Genomic DNA, 15474 nt, shown 5'->3' with positions numbered 1-15474 from the left:
GTGAAGTCCGCCGCGCCGCGCGATGCCCTGCCCTCGGCGGCGGACATCCGTGCCTTCCTGGCCACCGCAGATGGCCGCGTCGGCAAGACCGAGATCGCCCGCCACTTCGGCATCCCGACCGAGCTGCGCCCCGCCCTGCGCCAGCGCCTGAGCGAGATGAAGGCCGAGGGCGCCGCCGCCCCGGTGGGCAAGAAGACCTTTCTGGGCGGCGGATCCAGCTCTCCGGCGCCAGGGCGCCCGCGGCCACCCGGCGCCGGCCACGCCCCCGAGCGCCTGCCCGACACCGCCGTGGTGGAGGTGACCGGCACCGACCCGGATGGCGACCCCATCGCCCGCCCGGTGAACTGGGGCGGCGAGGGCCGGCCCGTCATCTACATGCACCCCGAGCGCCGCGGCATCGCTGCCCTGGCGCCCGGCGAGCGCGTGCTGGCCCGGCTGCGCCACGTCTCGGGCGAGAAATACGAGGGCCGCACCCTGAAGCGCCTGGGCACGCCCGGCGAGGCGCGCCGCGTGCTGGGCATCTACAACAAGGGCCGCATCACCCCCACCGACCGCCGCCACAAGGCCGAATGGCAGGTGCCCGAGGGCGAGCATGCCGGCGCCGCCCATGGCGAGATCGTGCTGGCCGAGGCCCTGCCCTCCCAGGGCTATGGCCTGCGCCCGGCCCGCGTGGTGGAGCGGCTGGGCATGTCGGGCGAGGCTCGCTCCGTCTCGCTGATCTGCATCCACCAGCACGGCATCCCTGATGTCTTTCCCGAGGAGGCGGTGGCGGAAAGCAAGCGCGCCCGCCGGGTGGCCCTGGGCAAGCGCACCGACCTGCGCGACCTGCCGCTGGTGACGATCGACGGCGAGGACGCGCGCGACTTCGACGACGCCGTGCATGCCGAGCCCGACGGCGATGGCTGGCGCGTCACCGTCGCCATCGCCGACGTCGCGCATTACGTGAAGCCGGGCTCGGCGCTGGACCGCGAGGCCTGGGCACGCGGCAACAGCGTCTACTTCCCCGACCGCGTCGTGCCCATGCTGCCCGAGGCGCTGAGCAACGGCTGGTGCTCGCTGAAGCCCGGCGAGGAACGCGGCTGCCTCTTCGTCGAGATGCGCTTCGACGCCGCCGGCACCAAGCACGCCCACCGCTTCGGCCGCGGGCTGATGCGCTCCCACGCGCGGCTGACCTACGAATCCGCCCAGGCCCACCACGAGGCCGGCACCGAGCCGGAGGGGCTGGCGCCCGGCCACATGGACCGCCTCTACGGCGCCTTCCGCGCCCTTTTGGCGGCGCGGGAGCGGCGCGGCACGCTCGAGCTCGACCTGCCCGAGCGCAAGGTGAACCTCTCGCCCGAGGGCAAGGTGCTTTCCGTGACGCCGCGGCCGCGGCTGGACAGCCACCGGCTGATCGAGGAGTTCATGGTCGCCGCGAACGTGTGCGCGGCGGAGGAGCTGGAGCGGCTGGGCCAGCCCTGCATGTACCGCATCCACGCGCCGCCTTCGGACGAGAAGCTGAACACCCTGCGCGAGTTCCTCGGCACGCTGGGCCTGTCGCTCAACCCTGCCGGCCAGCTGCGCCCCGCCGACTTCGCCCGCCTGCTGGAGCGCGTGAAGGACCGCCCCGAGGCGCGCATGGTGAACGAGACGGTGCTGCGCTCGCAGTCCCAGGCGGCCTACGAGCCCGACAACATCGGCCATTTCGGCCTGGCCCTGCCGCGCTATGCCCATTTCACCAGCCCGATCCGCCGCTATGCCGACCTGCTGGTGCACCGCGCCCTGGTGCGCGGCCTGAAGCTGGGCACCGACGGGCTGACCGAGGCCGAGGCCGCGCGCTTCGTCGAATCGGGCGAGCACATCACCGCCACCGAGCGCCGCGCCGCCCAGGCCGAGCGCGACGCGGTGGACCGCTACCTGACTGCCTTCCTGGCCGACAAGGTGGGCGCCACCTTCGCCGCTCGCATCAGCGGCATCCACCCCTTCGGCCTGTTCGTGACGCTGGAGGAGACGGGCGCCAGCGGCTTCGTGCCGATGAAGGCGCTGCCGGACGACCACTGGATCGTCGAGGAGGGCAACCGCCGCGTCATGGGCCGCCGCACCCGCCAGGTGCTGAGCCTGGGCGACCCGGTGGAAGCCCGGCTGCGCGAGGCCAATCCCACCACAGGAAGCATGGTGTTCGACCTGCTGCTGGGCGGCGCCCCCGCGCGGCTGGAGGGGCAGCGGCGACGGCGAAAGGGTTGACCCGGCGGGGCGGCGGCGGCAGATAGCGCGTTCCGAGTTTCCACAGCGCGCGAAGACCCCAGACCATGGCCAAGGCCAACACCATCCTGATCAAGCTGAACAGCACGGCGGACACCGGCTACTTCTACGTCACGAAGAAGAACGCCCGCACCGCCACCGGCAAGCTGGAGCTGAAGAAGTACGACCCCGTGGCCCGCAAGCACGTCGTCTTCCGCGAAGGCAAGATCAAGTAAGGCCGGCGCGGCCCGCCCAGGCGGGCCGCTCAGTCCGCGGTGGTCCGCTCCAGGCTGCCGAGGCGGACGCAGTTCCGCCCCTCGGCCTTGGCGCGGTACAGGGCGCGGTCCGCCGCCTCGATCAGCGCGTCGGCCGGCACGTTCGGCCCGCCCGTCGCCACCCCCACCGAAATGGTCACCGGCAGCGACAGCCGCCCGGACGCCACCGGCTGGTCCGCCACCACCTCGCGCAGCCGCTCGGCCACGGCCATGGCGAAGGGGCCGCGCGCGCCGGTCAGCACCAGCAGGAATTCCTCCCCGCCGTAGCGCGCCACCACGTCGGCGGCGCGGATCTGCCCTTTCAGCCGGGCCGCGACCTCGCGCAGCGCCACATCGCCCACCGCGTGGCCGTGGGTGTCGTTGATGGACTTGAAGCGGTCGATGTCCACCAGCAGCACGCCCACCTCCTCGCTCCGCAGCAGCGAATCGAGGTGCCGCCGCACGTAGCGCCGGTTGCGCAGCCCGGTGAGCTGGTCGGTGACCGCCATCTCCAGCGAGCGGTCCAGCTCGGCCCGCAGCCGCTCCTGGTAGCGCTTGCGGCGGACCTGGTTGCGGGCGCGGGCGCGCAGCTCGTTGGGGTCCAGCGGGCGGAAGGCGTGGTCATTGGCGCCCAGGTCGAAGCCGCGCAGCACCTGCGCCTTCTGCGACAGGTCGGCCAGCAGCAGCAGCGGCAGGTCGCGCGTCTCGCCATGCGCCCGGAAGCGCGAGGCCAGGCGCAGCATCTCCGCCCCCTCCTCGGGCATGGACAGCAGGGCCAGGTCGTAGCGGCCGGTCATCGCCTCGTTCCAGCATTCCTCGGGGGAATGGGCGCGCGTCACGGCGATGCCATCCTGCGCCAGGGCGTCGGTGACGGCGGCGGCCTCGTCCCCCTCCTCGTCCAGGAGCAGGGCGCGGGCGCCGGCGATGGACACCGCGCCGCCGTCCAGCCCATCCACCCCCAGGTCGCGCACGGTTTCGGCGCGCAGGCGCCAGGCGTCCTGCACCTGCTTCACCCGCAGCAGCGCGCGCAGCCGCGCGAACAAGGTGGCGTTGTCCACCGGCTTCGACAGGAAGTCATCCGCCCCAGCCTCCAGCCCGCGCACCCGCTCCGTCGGGTCGGTCAGGGCGGTGACCATCACCACGGGGATGTGCTGGGTGCGCGGGTTCGCCTTCAGCACCCGGCACACCTCGTAGCCGTCCATGCCAGGCATCATGACGTCGAGCAGGATGACGTCGGGAAGCTGCGCGGCGGCGGCCTGCAAGGCTTCCGGCCCGGAGGAGGCCAGCAGCACCTCGTAGAACTCCGAGACGAGCTTGGCCTCCAGCAGGCGCAGGTTGGCCGCGATGTCGTCCACCGCCAGGATGCGGGCCGTCATGCGCGCCGCCCTGCCAAGATTCCCACATCAGGAAGTTGCATGCACGGCGCCATGGGCAACTTCCTAACATGAGGAAGGGGGAAAGGGGAGATCCTGCCGCCTGCGGGGCTCAGTTCATGAACTGGACAGCACGTGCTGGGTCCCGTCCGCGCCCTTCAACCGGGCCACCAGCCGGGGGTGCGGCCCGCGCCGGACCTTCACCATGCCGTCCAGCCCCCGGTCCGCCAGGGAGGACAGCACTTGGTCGGCCTCCGGGTGCTCGGCCTCCAGCGCCAGCAGCCGGGCGTGGCTGTCCTTCAGCCGCCGGCCGGCGCGCTCGCCCTTCCACTCGATGAGGGCGGGAACCAGGTTGTCCATGTCCTGCCGCTGCGGCGGGATGGCCATGCGCCAGTGCAGGTCGCCGCGGCGCATCTCGCGCAGCTCGCCGCCACGCGGCCCCAGCCGGGCCATCAGCGCGTCCATCGCCGAGGTGCGGGCCACCCAGCCGACCAGTGCCGGACCGGTTTCCAGCATCATCCGCACCGCTGGCTCGTCCAGGTCGAACAGGCGGGGGTGGGCGGGCTCGGGCTGGCCGGGGTCGGGGGCGATGACCTCCAGGTAGCAGTCGGGGCCCAGGCCCAGCAGCATGTTGTGGGTGCCCGCGCCCTCGTGCACGCCGCCGGGCTGCAGCTTCACCCCCAGCAGCTTCTCGACATGGGCCGCGCCCTCCGAGAGGGTGCGGGCGCCGAGCACGATGTGGTCGATCTCCGCCATGGCGTCAGCGGGCCTGGAACTGGGTGGCGCCGAACATGTTCTCGCGTTCCTTCTCGGTCATCGGGCCGCGGCGCTGGTTCTCGGCCAGCACCTGCACGCCGCGCTGCACGGCGGGCCGCGCGGCGATGGCATCATGCCACCGCTTCACCGCGGGGAAATGATCGAGGTCAATGCCACGCCGGTCCGGGTTGCGGAGCCAGGGGAAGGTGGCGATGTCGGCGATGCTGTACTCCGCCCCGGCCAGGAACGCGCTCTGGTCCAGCCGCTTCTCCAGCACGCGGTGCAGGCGCTGCACCTCGTTGGCGTAGCGCGTGATGGCGTAGGGGATCTTCTCCGGCGCGTAGGCGGCGAAGTGGTTGTACTGGCCGAACATCGGGCCGACGCCGCCCATCTGGAACATCAGCCATTGCAGGCACAGGTGCCGCGCCGCCCCGGTGGCCGGCAGCAGGGGCGAGCCGGTCTTCTCGCACAGGTAGATCATGATGGCGCCGCTCTCGAACAGGGCCAGGGGCTGGCCGTCCGGGCCCTCGGAGTCCTCCAGGGCGGGAATCCGGTGGTTGGGGGTGATGGCGAGGAATTCGGGCCGGAACTGCTCGCCGGCGCCGATGTTCACCGGCACCAGTTCGTAGGGCAGGCCCAGCTCCTCCAGCAGGATGTGGAGCTTGTGGCCGTTGGGGGTGGGCCAGGAATGCAGGCGCAAGGTCATGCCCCGCAGCCTGCCCCAGCCCGGGGCATCAGGCAAAGGCGCGTTCGACCAGGGGCCCCGCCGGCGCGTCCAGCGCCACCTCGCGGATCACCTTGCGGCGCACCGCCTGCTCGAAGGCCTCGAAGCCCTCGGCCACCATCAGGAAGGCCCCGGGGCCGCCGATGACGCGTTCCTGGTAGTACTCGTCGAGCGGCTGCATCTGGCCGAGGCCGATGGGCGGCGGCGTGCGGTCGAGCACCGCCAGCCCGTTGAGGATGATGCCCTGGCCCATCGCCTCATCCCGCGCCGCCGCGAGGTCGCGGCCCGAGTTGTTGATGCCGTCGCCGGAGATGTCCACCACCTGGCGCGTGCCCTCGAAGCCCTGGCCGAACAGGCGGCAGGCGAAGTCGATGGCGCCGGAGATGGAGGTGTAGAGGTGGGTGCGGCGCGGCGCGGCGTCCACCGCGCGGGCGAAGCCTTCGCAGGCGGCCGCGCTGCCCAGCCGCGTCCAGGGCACCAGGTGCTCCTGGATGTTCCAGTCGCTCCAGGTGAACAGCGTGACCGCCACGGCGCCGATCGGGCCGCGCATCAGCGCCTCGGCCAGGCGCGGGTCGCGGAAGGCGGCGGCGTAGCCGCGCATCTGCATCTCCATCTCCTCGGCGTCCACCGAGCGCGAGACGTCCACCGCCAGCACCAGCTCCACGTCCACCGGCTCGGCGGCGCGGGCGGGGCCGGCGCGCAGGACCGCGGGGGCGGCCAGGGCTGAGAGAAGAAGATTCCGACGAAGCATCCGACCCTCCTGTGCATCCAGGAAACCGTGGTCCCCCGGAAAAGGCCGTGCTGCGTTGCTCCCGTGTCGTGTCCTCAGGATAGGTGCGGAAGGTCAGATGACAAGACCTTTTTGCTGCATCGCACAAGAAGCCTGGGGCTGATGTCAAGGCAAGGTCGCGGGGGGCCGGCCGGTTGCGAAGGCCCAACCCGCTTTGTCAAGGAATATTTTTCAGCCGGCCGTCAACCGGTGAAGCGCGTGCCGCCGACGCGGGCATCGGCGTTCAGCCGGTCCCGCAGCTCCGCCAGCCGCGGGGCCAGCCCTGCCGCCCATTCCGGCATGACCGTGCAGGCGAAGTCGTAGGCGATGGCCGCCGTGACATCGGCCTGGGTGAGGCGGCCGAGCGCGAGGTGCTGCCGCCCGTCGAGCATCGAGTCCAGCGCGCGGAAGCCGCCCGCGGCCTGGCCCAGCAGCTTCTCCAGCCCCTCGGGCCAGCGCAGCGCCTCCGGGCGGCGCTGGCCTTCGTAAAGGGCCGCAACGGTCTTGTCCGCCGCGCCCAGCCCGATGGCGACGGCCTGCATCACCTGCCGCCGCTCCGCGCCGGACCGCGGGGTGAGCGCGGCATCGCCCGCCACCTCGTCCAGGTGGTCGATGATGGCGGCGCTGTCCACCAGCGCCTCGCCGCCGTCCAGGAACAGCACCGGCACGCGGCCGACCGGGTTCACCCGCATGATCTCCGCCATGTCGGTGGCGGTGGAGAGCGGCCAGCTTTCCCACTCCATGCCGTAGAGGTTGAGCGTGGCCGCGACGCGGCGCACGAAGGGGGACAGCATCCTGCCGACGAGCTTCATGGTTCGGTTTCCTCAGAATCCCGCGCCGGGCTGGGCCAGGTAGGCCTGCTCCGCCGGAGTGGATGGGCGGCCGAGCGCCGCGTTGCGGTGGGGGAAGCGGCCGAAGCGACGGATCACCCGGCGGTGCTGCCACGCATAGTCGATGGCGCCGCCCGGCATGCGGTGCGGCGGCGAGTCGCGCAGGCCCTCGAACAGCGCCACCGACAGGTCCTGGTCGGCCATCGCCTCCGAATGCTCGAAGGGCAGGTAGAGGAAGACGCGCTGCGTGGGCGTCAACGCCTGGTCCTGCCGGCGCCCGAGCACCGCCCGGCGCGCCACCTCCCGCGCCCTGGCGTCGAAGGCGAAGGCGAGCGGCGTGCCGCGGTGCAGGTTGCGCGGGAACTGGTCCAGCACCAGCAGCAGCGCCAGCGCGCCCTCGGCGGTGTCGGCCCAGCCATCCAGCACGCCCTCGCGCGCCGGCGCCAGCAGGGCGGCGAAACGCTGGCGGATCGCGTCGTCGAAGGCGTCGTCGCGCACGAACCACGCCTTGCGGGGGGTGCCGGGGCCGTCGCTGAACCAGAAATCCAGCACCTCCCTCACAGCGCGCGGTCCAGCAGCACCACGGAATGCACGGCCTCCCGCCCCGACAGGTCGCGGATCTGGTGGCGGCAGGAGAAGCCGTCCGCCACCACCGCGCCGCCCGCCTGCCGCACCGCCGGCAGCAGCGAAAGCTCCGCCATCGCCTTCGACGCCTCCTGGTTGGCGACCTCGTAGCCGAAGGCGCCGGCCATGCCGCAACAGGAGGAGGCGATGGGCGTCACCGCCATGCCCGGCACCTGGCGCAGCGTCTTCACCGCATCGGGAAAGGCGCCGAAGGCCTTCTGGTGGCAGTGGCCGTGGATGTGCGCGCTGGCCTCCGCCGGCCGCAGCGCCGGCAGGCGGCCGGCCAGCGCCTCGCCGGCCAGCCTGGCGCGCCTGGCGACGCGCTGCGCCGCCTCGCCCGGCAGCAGCGCCGGGAACTCGTCGCGCAGGGTGCAGAGGCAGGAGGGCTCCAGGCCGATGATCGGGCGCTCCGTGCCGTCATCCAGCGCCTCCAGCGTGCGGCGAGCCTCGGCGCGGGCTTCCTCGACCATGCCGGCGGCCAGCAGGGTGCGCCCGCAGCAGAGGGGCCGCGACTCAGCAGGGTGCTGCGCCGGTTGCACGGCGTAGCCCGCCGCGGCCAGCACGCGCACGGCGGCGCGCAAGTTCTCCGGCTCGAAATGGCGGTTGAAGCTGTCGGCGAACAGCAGCACCGCCTCGCCCTGCCCGCCCCGCGCCTCAACGTCGTCGAAGGTGTTCCAGGTGAAGGCGGGCAGCTTGCGCGACGCCGCCAGTCCGGCGCGCTTCTCCAGCCAGCGGCGCAGCGGCTTCACCTGCATGACGGCGTTGGGGATGAAGGGCGCGAGGGCGGCCCAGCGGGCGATGCGCGGCAGCCGGCCCAGCGCCCAGTCCTTCAGGCGCAGCCCGTGCGCGCGCCGCCGCGCCGCCAGCACCTCGATCTTCATGCGCGCCATGTCCACGCCGGTGGGGCATTCGCGCTTGCAGCCCTTGCAGGAGACGCAGAGCGCCATGGCGTCGGCCACCTCGTCGCTCGCCAGCGCATCCGGCCCCAACTGGCCGGACAGCGCCAGGCGCAGCGTGTTGGCGCGGCCGCGCGTCAGGTGCTGCTCGTCGCGGGTGACGCGATAGCTCGGGCACATGACGTTGGCGTCGAACTTCCGGCAGGTGCCGTTGTTGTTGCACATCTCCGCCGCCCCCAGGAATCCGCCGGGGTGCTCGCTCCAGTCCAGCACGGGCGTGACCGGCGCCGGCGCGTAGTCGGGGGCGTAGCGGAACAGGGTGCGGTCATCCATCTTCGGGGCGCGCACCACGCGGCCGGGGTTCAGCAGGCCCTGGGGGTCGAAGCTGTCCTTCACCGCCTCGAAGGCGCGGGTGATGCGCGCGCCGAACATCGGCTCGTGGAACTCGCTGCGCACGATGCCGTCGCCGTGCTCGCCGGAATGGCTGCCCTTGTATTCGCGCACCAGGGCGAAGCATTCCTCGGCGATGGCGCGCATGCGGCGCACGTCCTCGCCATCCTTCATGTTCAGCACCGGGCGCACGTGCAGGCAGCCGACGGAGGCATGGGCGTACCAGGTGCCCTTGACGCCGTGGCGGTCGAACACCGCGGTCAGGCGCTCGGTGTAGTCGGCCAGGTCCTCCAGCGGGACGGCGCAGTCCTCGATGAAGGAGACCGGCTTGGCGTCGCCCTTCATGCTCATCATGATGTTCAGGCCCGCCTCGCGCACCTCGGCCACCGCCAGTTGCTGGGCGGCGTCCGTCACCCGCACCACCTGCCCGCCGAGGCCCAGCGTGGCCATCATGTCGTCCAGCGCATCCAGCCCGCGCAGCAGCGCGGCGTCGTCATGGCCGTGGAACTCCACGATCAGCAGGCTGTCCGGCTCGCCGATGAGCATGGACTCGATGGTGGCGCGGTAGAGCGGGATGGAGCGCCCCAGCTCGATCATCGTGCGGTCCACCAGCTCCACCGCCTCGGGGTCGAGCTGCACGAGGTACTGCGCCGCCTCCATGGCGCGGCGGAAGGTGGGGAACTGGCAGATGCCCACCGCCTTGCGCGGCTTGATCGGCCACAGCTTCAGGTCCAGCGCGGCGGAGAAGGCCAGCGTGCCCTCGCTGCCCACCAGCAGCCGCGCGAGGTTGCCGCGGCCGTTCTGCCGGGCGTCGGGCGTCAGCGCATCCAGGTTGTAGCCGCCCACCCGGCGCAGCACCGGCGGGAAGCGCTCGGCGATCTCCCCCGCCTCGCGCTCGCCCAGCGCGTGCAGGCGGGCCACGAGGTCGGTGTTGGGCGCGTTCTCGCCGAAGAGGTGGCGCGAGCCATCGGCGAGGATGGCGTCCACCGCGCGCACGTTGTCGGCCATCAGCCCGTAACGGATGGACTTGGAGCCGCAGGAATTGTTGCCGGCCATGCCGCCGATGGTGCAGCGCGCCCAGGTGGAGGGGTCCACCGGGAAGAACATGCCGCGCGGCTTCAGCGCCTCGTTCAGCGCGCCCAGGGTGATGCCCGGCTCCACCCGCGCGGTGTCGCCCTCCACGGACAGCACGCGGCGCAGGTGCTTGGTGCAGTCCAGCACCAGGGCGCGGTTCACCGTCTGCCCGCACTGGCTGGTGCCGCCGCCGCGCGGCAGCACCGGCACGCCTTCCTCGCGGCAGATGGCCATGGCGGCCTCGACGTCGGCCGCGCTGCGCGGCACCAGCACGCCCAGCGGCTCGACCTGGTAGATGGAGGCGTCGGTGCTGTAGCGCCCGCGGTCGGCGGCGGACCACAGCACCTCGCCCTCCGTCTCCTTCCGCAGGCGGTCGGCGAGGCGGGAATCCCCGATGCGGGCGGCGATGGCGTTCATGCCCGCCTTCTACCCCGCCCCCGGCGCGCCGTCAGATGGATAATCCTCATCGGCGGCAGAAGCGGAACTCGTTGGCGCCGCGGCCCGCGCCGGGGCATGAGGACGCCGAGACGAGGAGCCCCGCCCCATGGCCTACTACCAGAGCAAGCCCGTTGCCGGCCGCCACTTCCTGCAGATCCCCGGCCCCACCAACGTGCCCGACCGCGTGCTGCGCGCCATGGACAACCCCACCATGGACCACCGGGGACCGGATTTCGGCAAGCTGGGGATGCAGCTGCTGGCCAAGGTGAAGCACGTCTTCAAGACGCAGGGCCATGTGGTGATCTATCCCGCCTCCGGCACCGGGGCGTGGGAGGCGGCGCTGGTCAACACCCTGTCCCCCAACGACCGCGTGCTGATGTGCGAGACCGGCTGGTTCGCCACCCTGTGGCGCGAGATGGCCGAGCGCCTGTCCCTGCGCCCCGAGTTCCTGCAGGGCGACTGGCGCCAGGGCGCCGACCCCGCCGCCATCGAGGCCTACCTGCGCGCCGACAAGGGCCACGAGGTCAAGGCCGTCTGCGTGGTGCACAACGAGACCAGCACCGGCTGCACCTCGCGCATCGACGAGGTGCGCAAGGCGATGGACGCGGCGAAGCATCCGGCGCTGCTGCTGGTGGACACCATCTCCTCGCTCGGCTCCATCGACTACCGCCACGACGAATGGGGCGTGGACGTGACGGTGGCCGGCTCGCAGAAGGGGCTGATGCTGCCGCCGGGGCTGAGCTTCAACGCCGTCTCCGCCAAGGCGCTGAAGGCCAGCGAGACGGCGAAGCTGCCGCGCTCCTTCTGGGACTGGAAGCCGATGATCGCGGCCAACGCCACCGGCTACTTCCCCTACACCCCGGCCACCAACATGCTCTACGCCCTGGACGCCGCGCTGGACATGCTGCTGGAGGAAGGGCTGGACGAGGTGTTCAGCCGCCACGACCGCCACGCCGAGGCGACGCGCCGCGCCGTGCGCGCCTGGGGGCTGGAGATCCAGTGCGACGAGCCGCGGCACTACTCCTCCGCGCTCACCGCCGTGCGGCTGCCGGAGGGGCACAGCGCCAACGGGCTGCGCGCCGCCATCCTGGAGAAGTTCAACATGTCGCTCGGCAACGGGCTGGGCAAGCTGAACGACCGCGTCTTCCGCATCGGCCACCTGGGCGACTTCAACGACCTGGCGCTGATGGGCACGCTGAGCGGGGTGGAAATGGGGCTGCGCCTGGCCGGCGTGCCGCACAAGCCGGTGGGCGCGCGGGCGGCGATGGACTACCTGGCCGGCAACGCCTGATTGCGGAGCCATCGCGCCGCGGGGCGCGATGGACGCTCCCGGCGCGGCGGCCTAGCCTTCGCGCCGCTTCACCGGAAGGGGTGCCCCGTGCCGAAATTCGCCGCCAACCTCAGCATGATGTTCAACGAGGTGCCGTTCCTGGACCGCTTCGCCGCCGCCCGCGCGGCGGGGTTCGAGGCGGTGGAGTTCCTGTTCCCCTACGAGCACCCGGCCGCCGAGATCGCCAGGCGCCTGGCCGACAACGGCCTGGCCAACGTGCTGTTCAACGCCCCGCCCGGCGATTGGAACGCCGGCGAGCGCGGCACGGCCTGCCTGCCGGAGCGCCGCGCGGAGTTCCGCGACGGCATCAGCCGCGCGCTGGACTACGCCGCCGCCCTGGGCTGCCCCCGGCTGCACGTGATGGCCGGGCTGGCCCCGGCTGGCGCGGCGCGCGACACGCTGCTGGGCTGCTACGCCGCCAACCTGGACTGGGCGGCCGAGCGCTGCGTGCCCGCCGGCGTCAAGCCGGTGATCGAGCCCATCAACCACCGCGACATCCCGGGCTTCTTCCTCAACACCACCGCCGAGGCGAAGGCGGTGATCGAGGCGCTGGGCCCGGACCGCGTGGGGCTGCAGTTCGACCTCTACCACTGCCAGGTCACGGAGGGCGACGTGACGCGCCGGGCGCGGGACCTGCTGCCCCTCATCGCGCACATGCAGGTGGCCGACACGCCCGGCCGCAACGAGCCCGGCACCGGCGAGGTGCGCTGGGACTTCGTGTTCGACGCCATCGACGCCATGGGCTATCGCGGCTGGATCGGCTGCGAGTACCGGCCCAAGGGCGAGACGCTGGCCGGGCTGGGCTGGTGGCAGAAGCATCGGGGACACTGACGGCATGAAGATCGGTTTCATCGGCCTCGGCATCATGGGGCAGCCCATGGCCGAGAACCTGCGCAAGGCGGGCCACGAGATCCTGGCGCCCGAGCGCGCCTCGCTGAAGCCCGAGGCGCGGGCCGGCTTCACCATCCTGCCCGACGCCGCCGCCGTGGCCGCCGCGGCGGAGGTGGTGATCCTGATGGTGCCCGACACCCCCGACGTCGAGCGCGTGCTGTTCGGCGAGGGCGGCGTGGCCGCGGCGCTTAAGCCGGGCACGCTGGTGATCGACATGTCCTCCATCAGCCCGACCGCGACCAAGGAGTTCGCGCAGCGGGTCAACGCGCTGGGCTGCGACTACCTGGATGCGCCGGTGAGCGGCGGCGAGGTGGGCGCGCGCAACGCGGCGCTCACCATCATGGTCGGCGGGCCGGAGGAAGCCTTCGCCAAGGCGCTGCCGCTGTTCGAGGCGATGGGCAAGAACATCACCCTGGTCGGCCCCAACGGCGCCGGGCAGACGACCAAGGTGGCGAACCAGATCATCGTCGCGCTCAACATCGAGGCGGTGGCCGAGGCGCTGGTCTTCGCCTCCAAGGCTGGGGCGGACCCCGCCAAGGTGCGGCAGGCGCTGATGGGCGGCTTCGCCAACTCCCGCATCCTGGAGGTGCACGCCGAGCGGATGATCAACCGGACCTTCGCGCCCGGCTTCCGCATCAAGCTGCACCAGAAGGACCTGAACCTGGCGCTGCAATCCGCCAAGGAGCTGGGCGTGGCGCTGCCCAACACCGCATCCGCCCAGCAGCTGTTCAGCGCCTGCGCGGCGATGGGCGGCGAGGGCTGGGACCATTCCGGCCTTGTGCAGGCCATCGAGGCGATGGCCAACCACAAGCTGGGCTGAGGGCCCGGGGGGGTCAGTCCAGGCTGATCCCCAGCTCCGGCACCTTGCGCGCCCAGTAGGCGCTTTCCTCCCGCACCGCGGCGGCGAAGGCGGCGCGCGGCTGGTCGGGCGGCGGCTCCAGCCCGTCGCTCGCCAGCCGGGCGCGGAAATGCTCCGTGGCGATGACGCGCTTCGCCGCGGCCTCCAGCCGGTCCAGCGTCGCCGCCGGGGTGCCGCCGGGGGCGAAGAGGCCGTGCCAGCCCTGGATCTCCAGGCCCGGAATCACCTCTTTCAGCGCCGGCACCTCGGGCAAAGCCGGCATGCGGGCGGGGCCGGTGACGGCCAGCGCCTTCAGCCGCCCTTCGCGCACCAGGGTGATGGCCGGTGGCGGGGACGAGACGTTGAGGGTAATGTTGCGCGCCACCACGTCCATCAGCGCCGGCGCGGTGCCGCGATAGGGCACGTGCTCCATCTCGATGCCCGCGGCCTCGGCGAACAGCACGCCGGCCAGATGGTTGTTGCCCCCCACCCCGGAGGAGGAGAAGGTGACGGAGCCGCGCGGCTGCGCCTTCACCCAGGCGATGTAGTCCCGCAGCGTATTGGCGGGGTGCGAGGGATGCACCACAAGCACGTACTGGTAGGAGGAGGTCTGCGCCACCGCCTCGAGGCTGTTCGCGAGGTCCACGCGGTCGCCGCGCTGCAGGTGCGGGTTGATGACCACGTTGGTGGACACCGCGAAGAGCAGCGTCTGCCCATCCGGCCGCGCGCGGGAGACGGCGAGCGCCCCGACATGCCCGGCGCCGCCGGCCCGGTTCTCCACCACCACCGCTTGCCCGCCGAGCGCTTGGCCGAAGCCACCAGCGAACTCGCGCGCGGCGATGTCGGTGCCGCCGCCCGCGGCATAGGGCACCACCAGCGTCAGGGCGCGGCCCTGGGCCTGGGCGACGGCCGGCAGGGCAAGCGTGGCGGCGCCCAGGGCGCGGCGGGTGATCATCGCTTGGTCTCCATGGCGTTGCGCAGCAGGGCCAGCGCCCGGAACGGCGCGTGCACCATCTTGGAATAGGGAATCACCAGGAAGAAGGCGAGCACCAGCCCCAGGTGGATCGCCAGCAGCAGCCCCATGGCGCCGGTGTGGCGCGCCGCCAGCAGCAGCAGCCCGGTGATGGAGACCAGGAACAGCAGCGACAGCATCGCCACCTCGCCGCCCAGCAGCTTGCGCGCCACCGGGGCGGGGTCGGTGATGGCCTTCACGTGCAGCAGCCCGGCGGTGCCGATGCACAGCAGCACGCCGCCCCAGGTGCCCAGCTGCACCGGCAGCGACAGGAAGGCGTGCGGCGAGCGCCAGCCCAGGAAGTGGTGGTAGAAGGCGCCCACCGTGGTGGCGGCGAAGCACAGCAGGAAGCCGCCCGCCATGGCCTGGTGCAGCCAGCGGCGGCGCTGGGCGAAGCCGTCATCCACGTCGTTGCAGCCATGGCCGCCGCCGCCCAGGTTGCGCAGCGTCACCACGTCCGACGCCATCTGCGCCACCGCGGCGGGCGTCACGCCGCCGCCCGGCGCCGTGGCGCGCCAGTAGCGCCAGGAAGCGACGCCCACCGCCAGCACCGCCCAGCCGAAGGTGAGCGAGGCCAGCCCGACCATCAGCCCGTAGGGGATGACGCGGAAGAAGGCGCCGGTGCCGGTCTGCGCCGACCACAGCACCGCCGGGTCCTGCAGCGCGACCGTCAGCACCAGCACCAGCGTCAGCGCCAGCGCGGCGACGGCGGCGACCACCGTGCCGTTGCGCTCGAAGGCGCGGCCCAGGGCGCGGGGGAAGGCGTGCTCGGCGTAGGATTCCGCGCGCAGCGTGGCGAAGGTGGCGGGGATGTTCACGCCGAAGGGGTGCGGCGGCGCATACTGGCAGGCGTGGTAGCAGCCCTTGCAGGAATGGCAGAGGTTGGCGAGGTGCGTGAGGTCGCCGGTGCTGAAGTCGCGCCGCAGCGTCATCGCCGGGAAGACGGCGCAATAGCCCTCGCAGTAGCGGCAGGCGTTGCAGATCTCCATCTGGCGGCGCGCCTCGGTGGCGGCCTCGGATTCCACGCGCGGGGTGATGCTGCCGTCCATCGTGCT

14 protein-coding genes are annotated in these 15474 nt (G+C 72.4%); 5 read left to right on the top strand and 9 right to left on the bottom strand.

Annotated features, from left to right (window positions below; all coding sequences use genetic code 11):
- The gene (gene rnr, locus ACI6QG_RS01725) at positions 1–2223 is read left to right on the top strand and encodes a ribonuclease R (protein WP_491630712.1); all 2223 of its coding nucleotides are present in this window, start codon (positions 1–3) and stop codon (positions 2221–2223) included.
- A 65-nt stretch (positions 2224–2288) separates the two neighbouring features.
- Positions 2289–2456 (top strand): 50S ribosomal protein L33, encoded by a 168-nt coding sequence (gene rpmG / locus ACI6QG_RS01720; protein WP_407022829.1) that lies wholly within the window; start codon positions 2289–2291, stop codon positions 2454–2456.
- Positions 2457–2485: 29 nt separating this feature from the next.
- Here rpmG and ACI6QG_RS01715 read toward each other — a convergent pair whose 3' ends face one another.
- From ACI6QG_RS01715 to ACI6QG_RS01685, 7 genes are all read right to left on the bottom strand, one after another.
- Entirely contained in the window at positions 2486–3850 is a 1365-nt protein-coding gene (locus ACI6QG_RS01715; RefSeq protein ID WP_407022828.1) for a PleD family two-component system response regulator, read from the bottom strand.
- A 114-nt stretch (positions 3851–3964) separates the two neighbouring features.
- Positions 3965–4603: a VOC family protein gene (locus ACI6QG_RS01710; protein WP_407022827.1), complete on the bottom strand. Its 639-nt coding sequence runs from the start codon at positions 4601–4603 to the stop codon at positions 3965–3967.
- A 4-nt stretch (positions 4604–4607) separates the two neighbouring features.
- The gene (locus tag ACI6QG_RS01705; protein ID WP_407022826.1) at positions 4608–5309 is read right to left on the bottom strand and encodes a glutathione S-transferase family protein; all 702 of its coding nucleotides are present in this window, start codon (positions 5307–5309) and stop codon (positions 4608–4610) included.
- 28 nt (positions 5310–5337) lie between these two features.
- On the bottom strand, positions 5338–6078 hold the full coding sequence (locus ACI6QG_RS01700) for a DUF1194 domain-containing protein (RefSeq protein WP_407022825.1): 741 nt from the start codon (positions 6076–6078) through the stop codon (positions 5338–5340).
- Between the two features lie 221 nt (positions 6079–6299).
- Positions 6300–6908 carry a glutathione S-transferase family protein gene (locus tag ACI6QG_RS01695; protein ID WP_407022824.1) on the bottom strand — a complete coding sequence of 203 codons (609 nt, stop codon included), beginning with the start codon at positions 6906–6908 and terminating at the stop codon, positions 6300–6302.
- A gap of 12 nt (positions 6909–6920) precedes the next feature.
- Complete coding sequence (locus ACI6QG_RS01690; RefSeq protein ID WP_407022823.1) at positions 6921–7487, bottom strand: DUF924 family protein; 567 nt, start codon at positions 7485–7487, stop codon at positions 6921–6923.
- On the bottom strand, positions 7484–10327 hold the full coding sequence (locus ACI6QG_RS01685) for an FAD-binding and (Fe-S)-binding domain-containing protein (RefSeq protein WP_407022822.1): 2844 nt from the start codon (positions 10325–10327) through the stop codon (positions 7484–7486). The genes ACI6QG_RS01690 and ACI6QG_RS01685 overlap by 4 nt, the downstream gene beginning before the upstream one ends.
- Positions 10328–10454: 127 nt before the next feature.
- Between ACI6QG_RS01685 and ACI6QG_RS01680 the strand changes: the two genes are divergently transcribed.
- The 3 genes from ACI6QG_RS01680 to ACI6QG_RS01670 all read left to right on the top strand — a co-directional run bounded on the left by ACI6QG_RS01680 (position 10455) and on the right by ACI6QG_RS01670 (position 13389).
- Positions 10455–11639, top strand: a complete 1185-nt coding sequence (locus ACI6QG_RS01680; RefSeq protein WP_407022821.1) for a pyridoxal-phosphate-dependent aminotransferase family protein — start codon at positions 10455–10457, stop codon at positions 11637–11639.
- An 87-nt stretch (positions 11640–11726) separates the two neighbouring features.
- Positions 11727–12509: a 2-oxo-tetronate isomerase gene (gene otnI / locus ACI6QG_RS01675; RefSeq protein ID WP_407022820.1), complete on the top strand. Its 783-nt coding sequence runs from the start codon at positions 11727–11729 to the stop codon at positions 12507–12509.
- Between the two features lie 4 nt (positions 12510–12513).
- Positions 12514–13389, top strand: coding sequence for a 2-hydroxy-3-oxopropionate reductase (locus ACI6QG_RS01670; RefSeq protein WP_407022819.1), 876 nt, complete (start codon positions 12514–12516; stop codon positions 13387–13389).
- Between the two features lie 13 nt (positions 13390–13402).
- Here the strand turns inward: ACI6QG_RS01670 and ACI6QG_RS01665 are convergent, their stop codons facing one another.
- Both ACI6QG_RS01665 and tcuB read right to left on the bottom strand, forming a co-directional pair.
- On the bottom strand, positions 13403–14362 hold the full coding sequence (locus ACI6QG_RS01665; RefSeq protein ID WP_407022818.1) for a Bug family tripartite tricarboxylate transporter substrate binding protein: 960 nt from the start codon (positions 14360–14362) through the stop codon (positions 13403–13405).
- On the bottom strand, positions 14359–15468 hold the full coding sequence (gene tcuB / locus ACI6QG_RS01660; RefSeq protein ID WP_407022817.1) for a tricarballylate utilization 4Fe-4S protein TcuB: 1110 nt from the start codon (positions 15466–15468) through the stop codon (positions 14359–14361). Before tcuB ends, ACI6QG_RS01665 begins: the two co-directional genes overlap by 4 nt.
- Between the last annotated feature and the right edge of the window lie 6 nt (positions 15469–15474).

Origin of the sequence: Sabulicella flocculans (assembly GCF_045449635.1) — a bacterium.
Taxonomy (GTDB): Bacteria; Pseudomonadota; Alphaproteobacteria; order Acetobacterales; family Acetobacteraceae; genus Roseococcus.
Note: the sequence above shows the minus strand (reverse complement) of the source record. Positions and strands in the feature narration are given on the sequence as shown.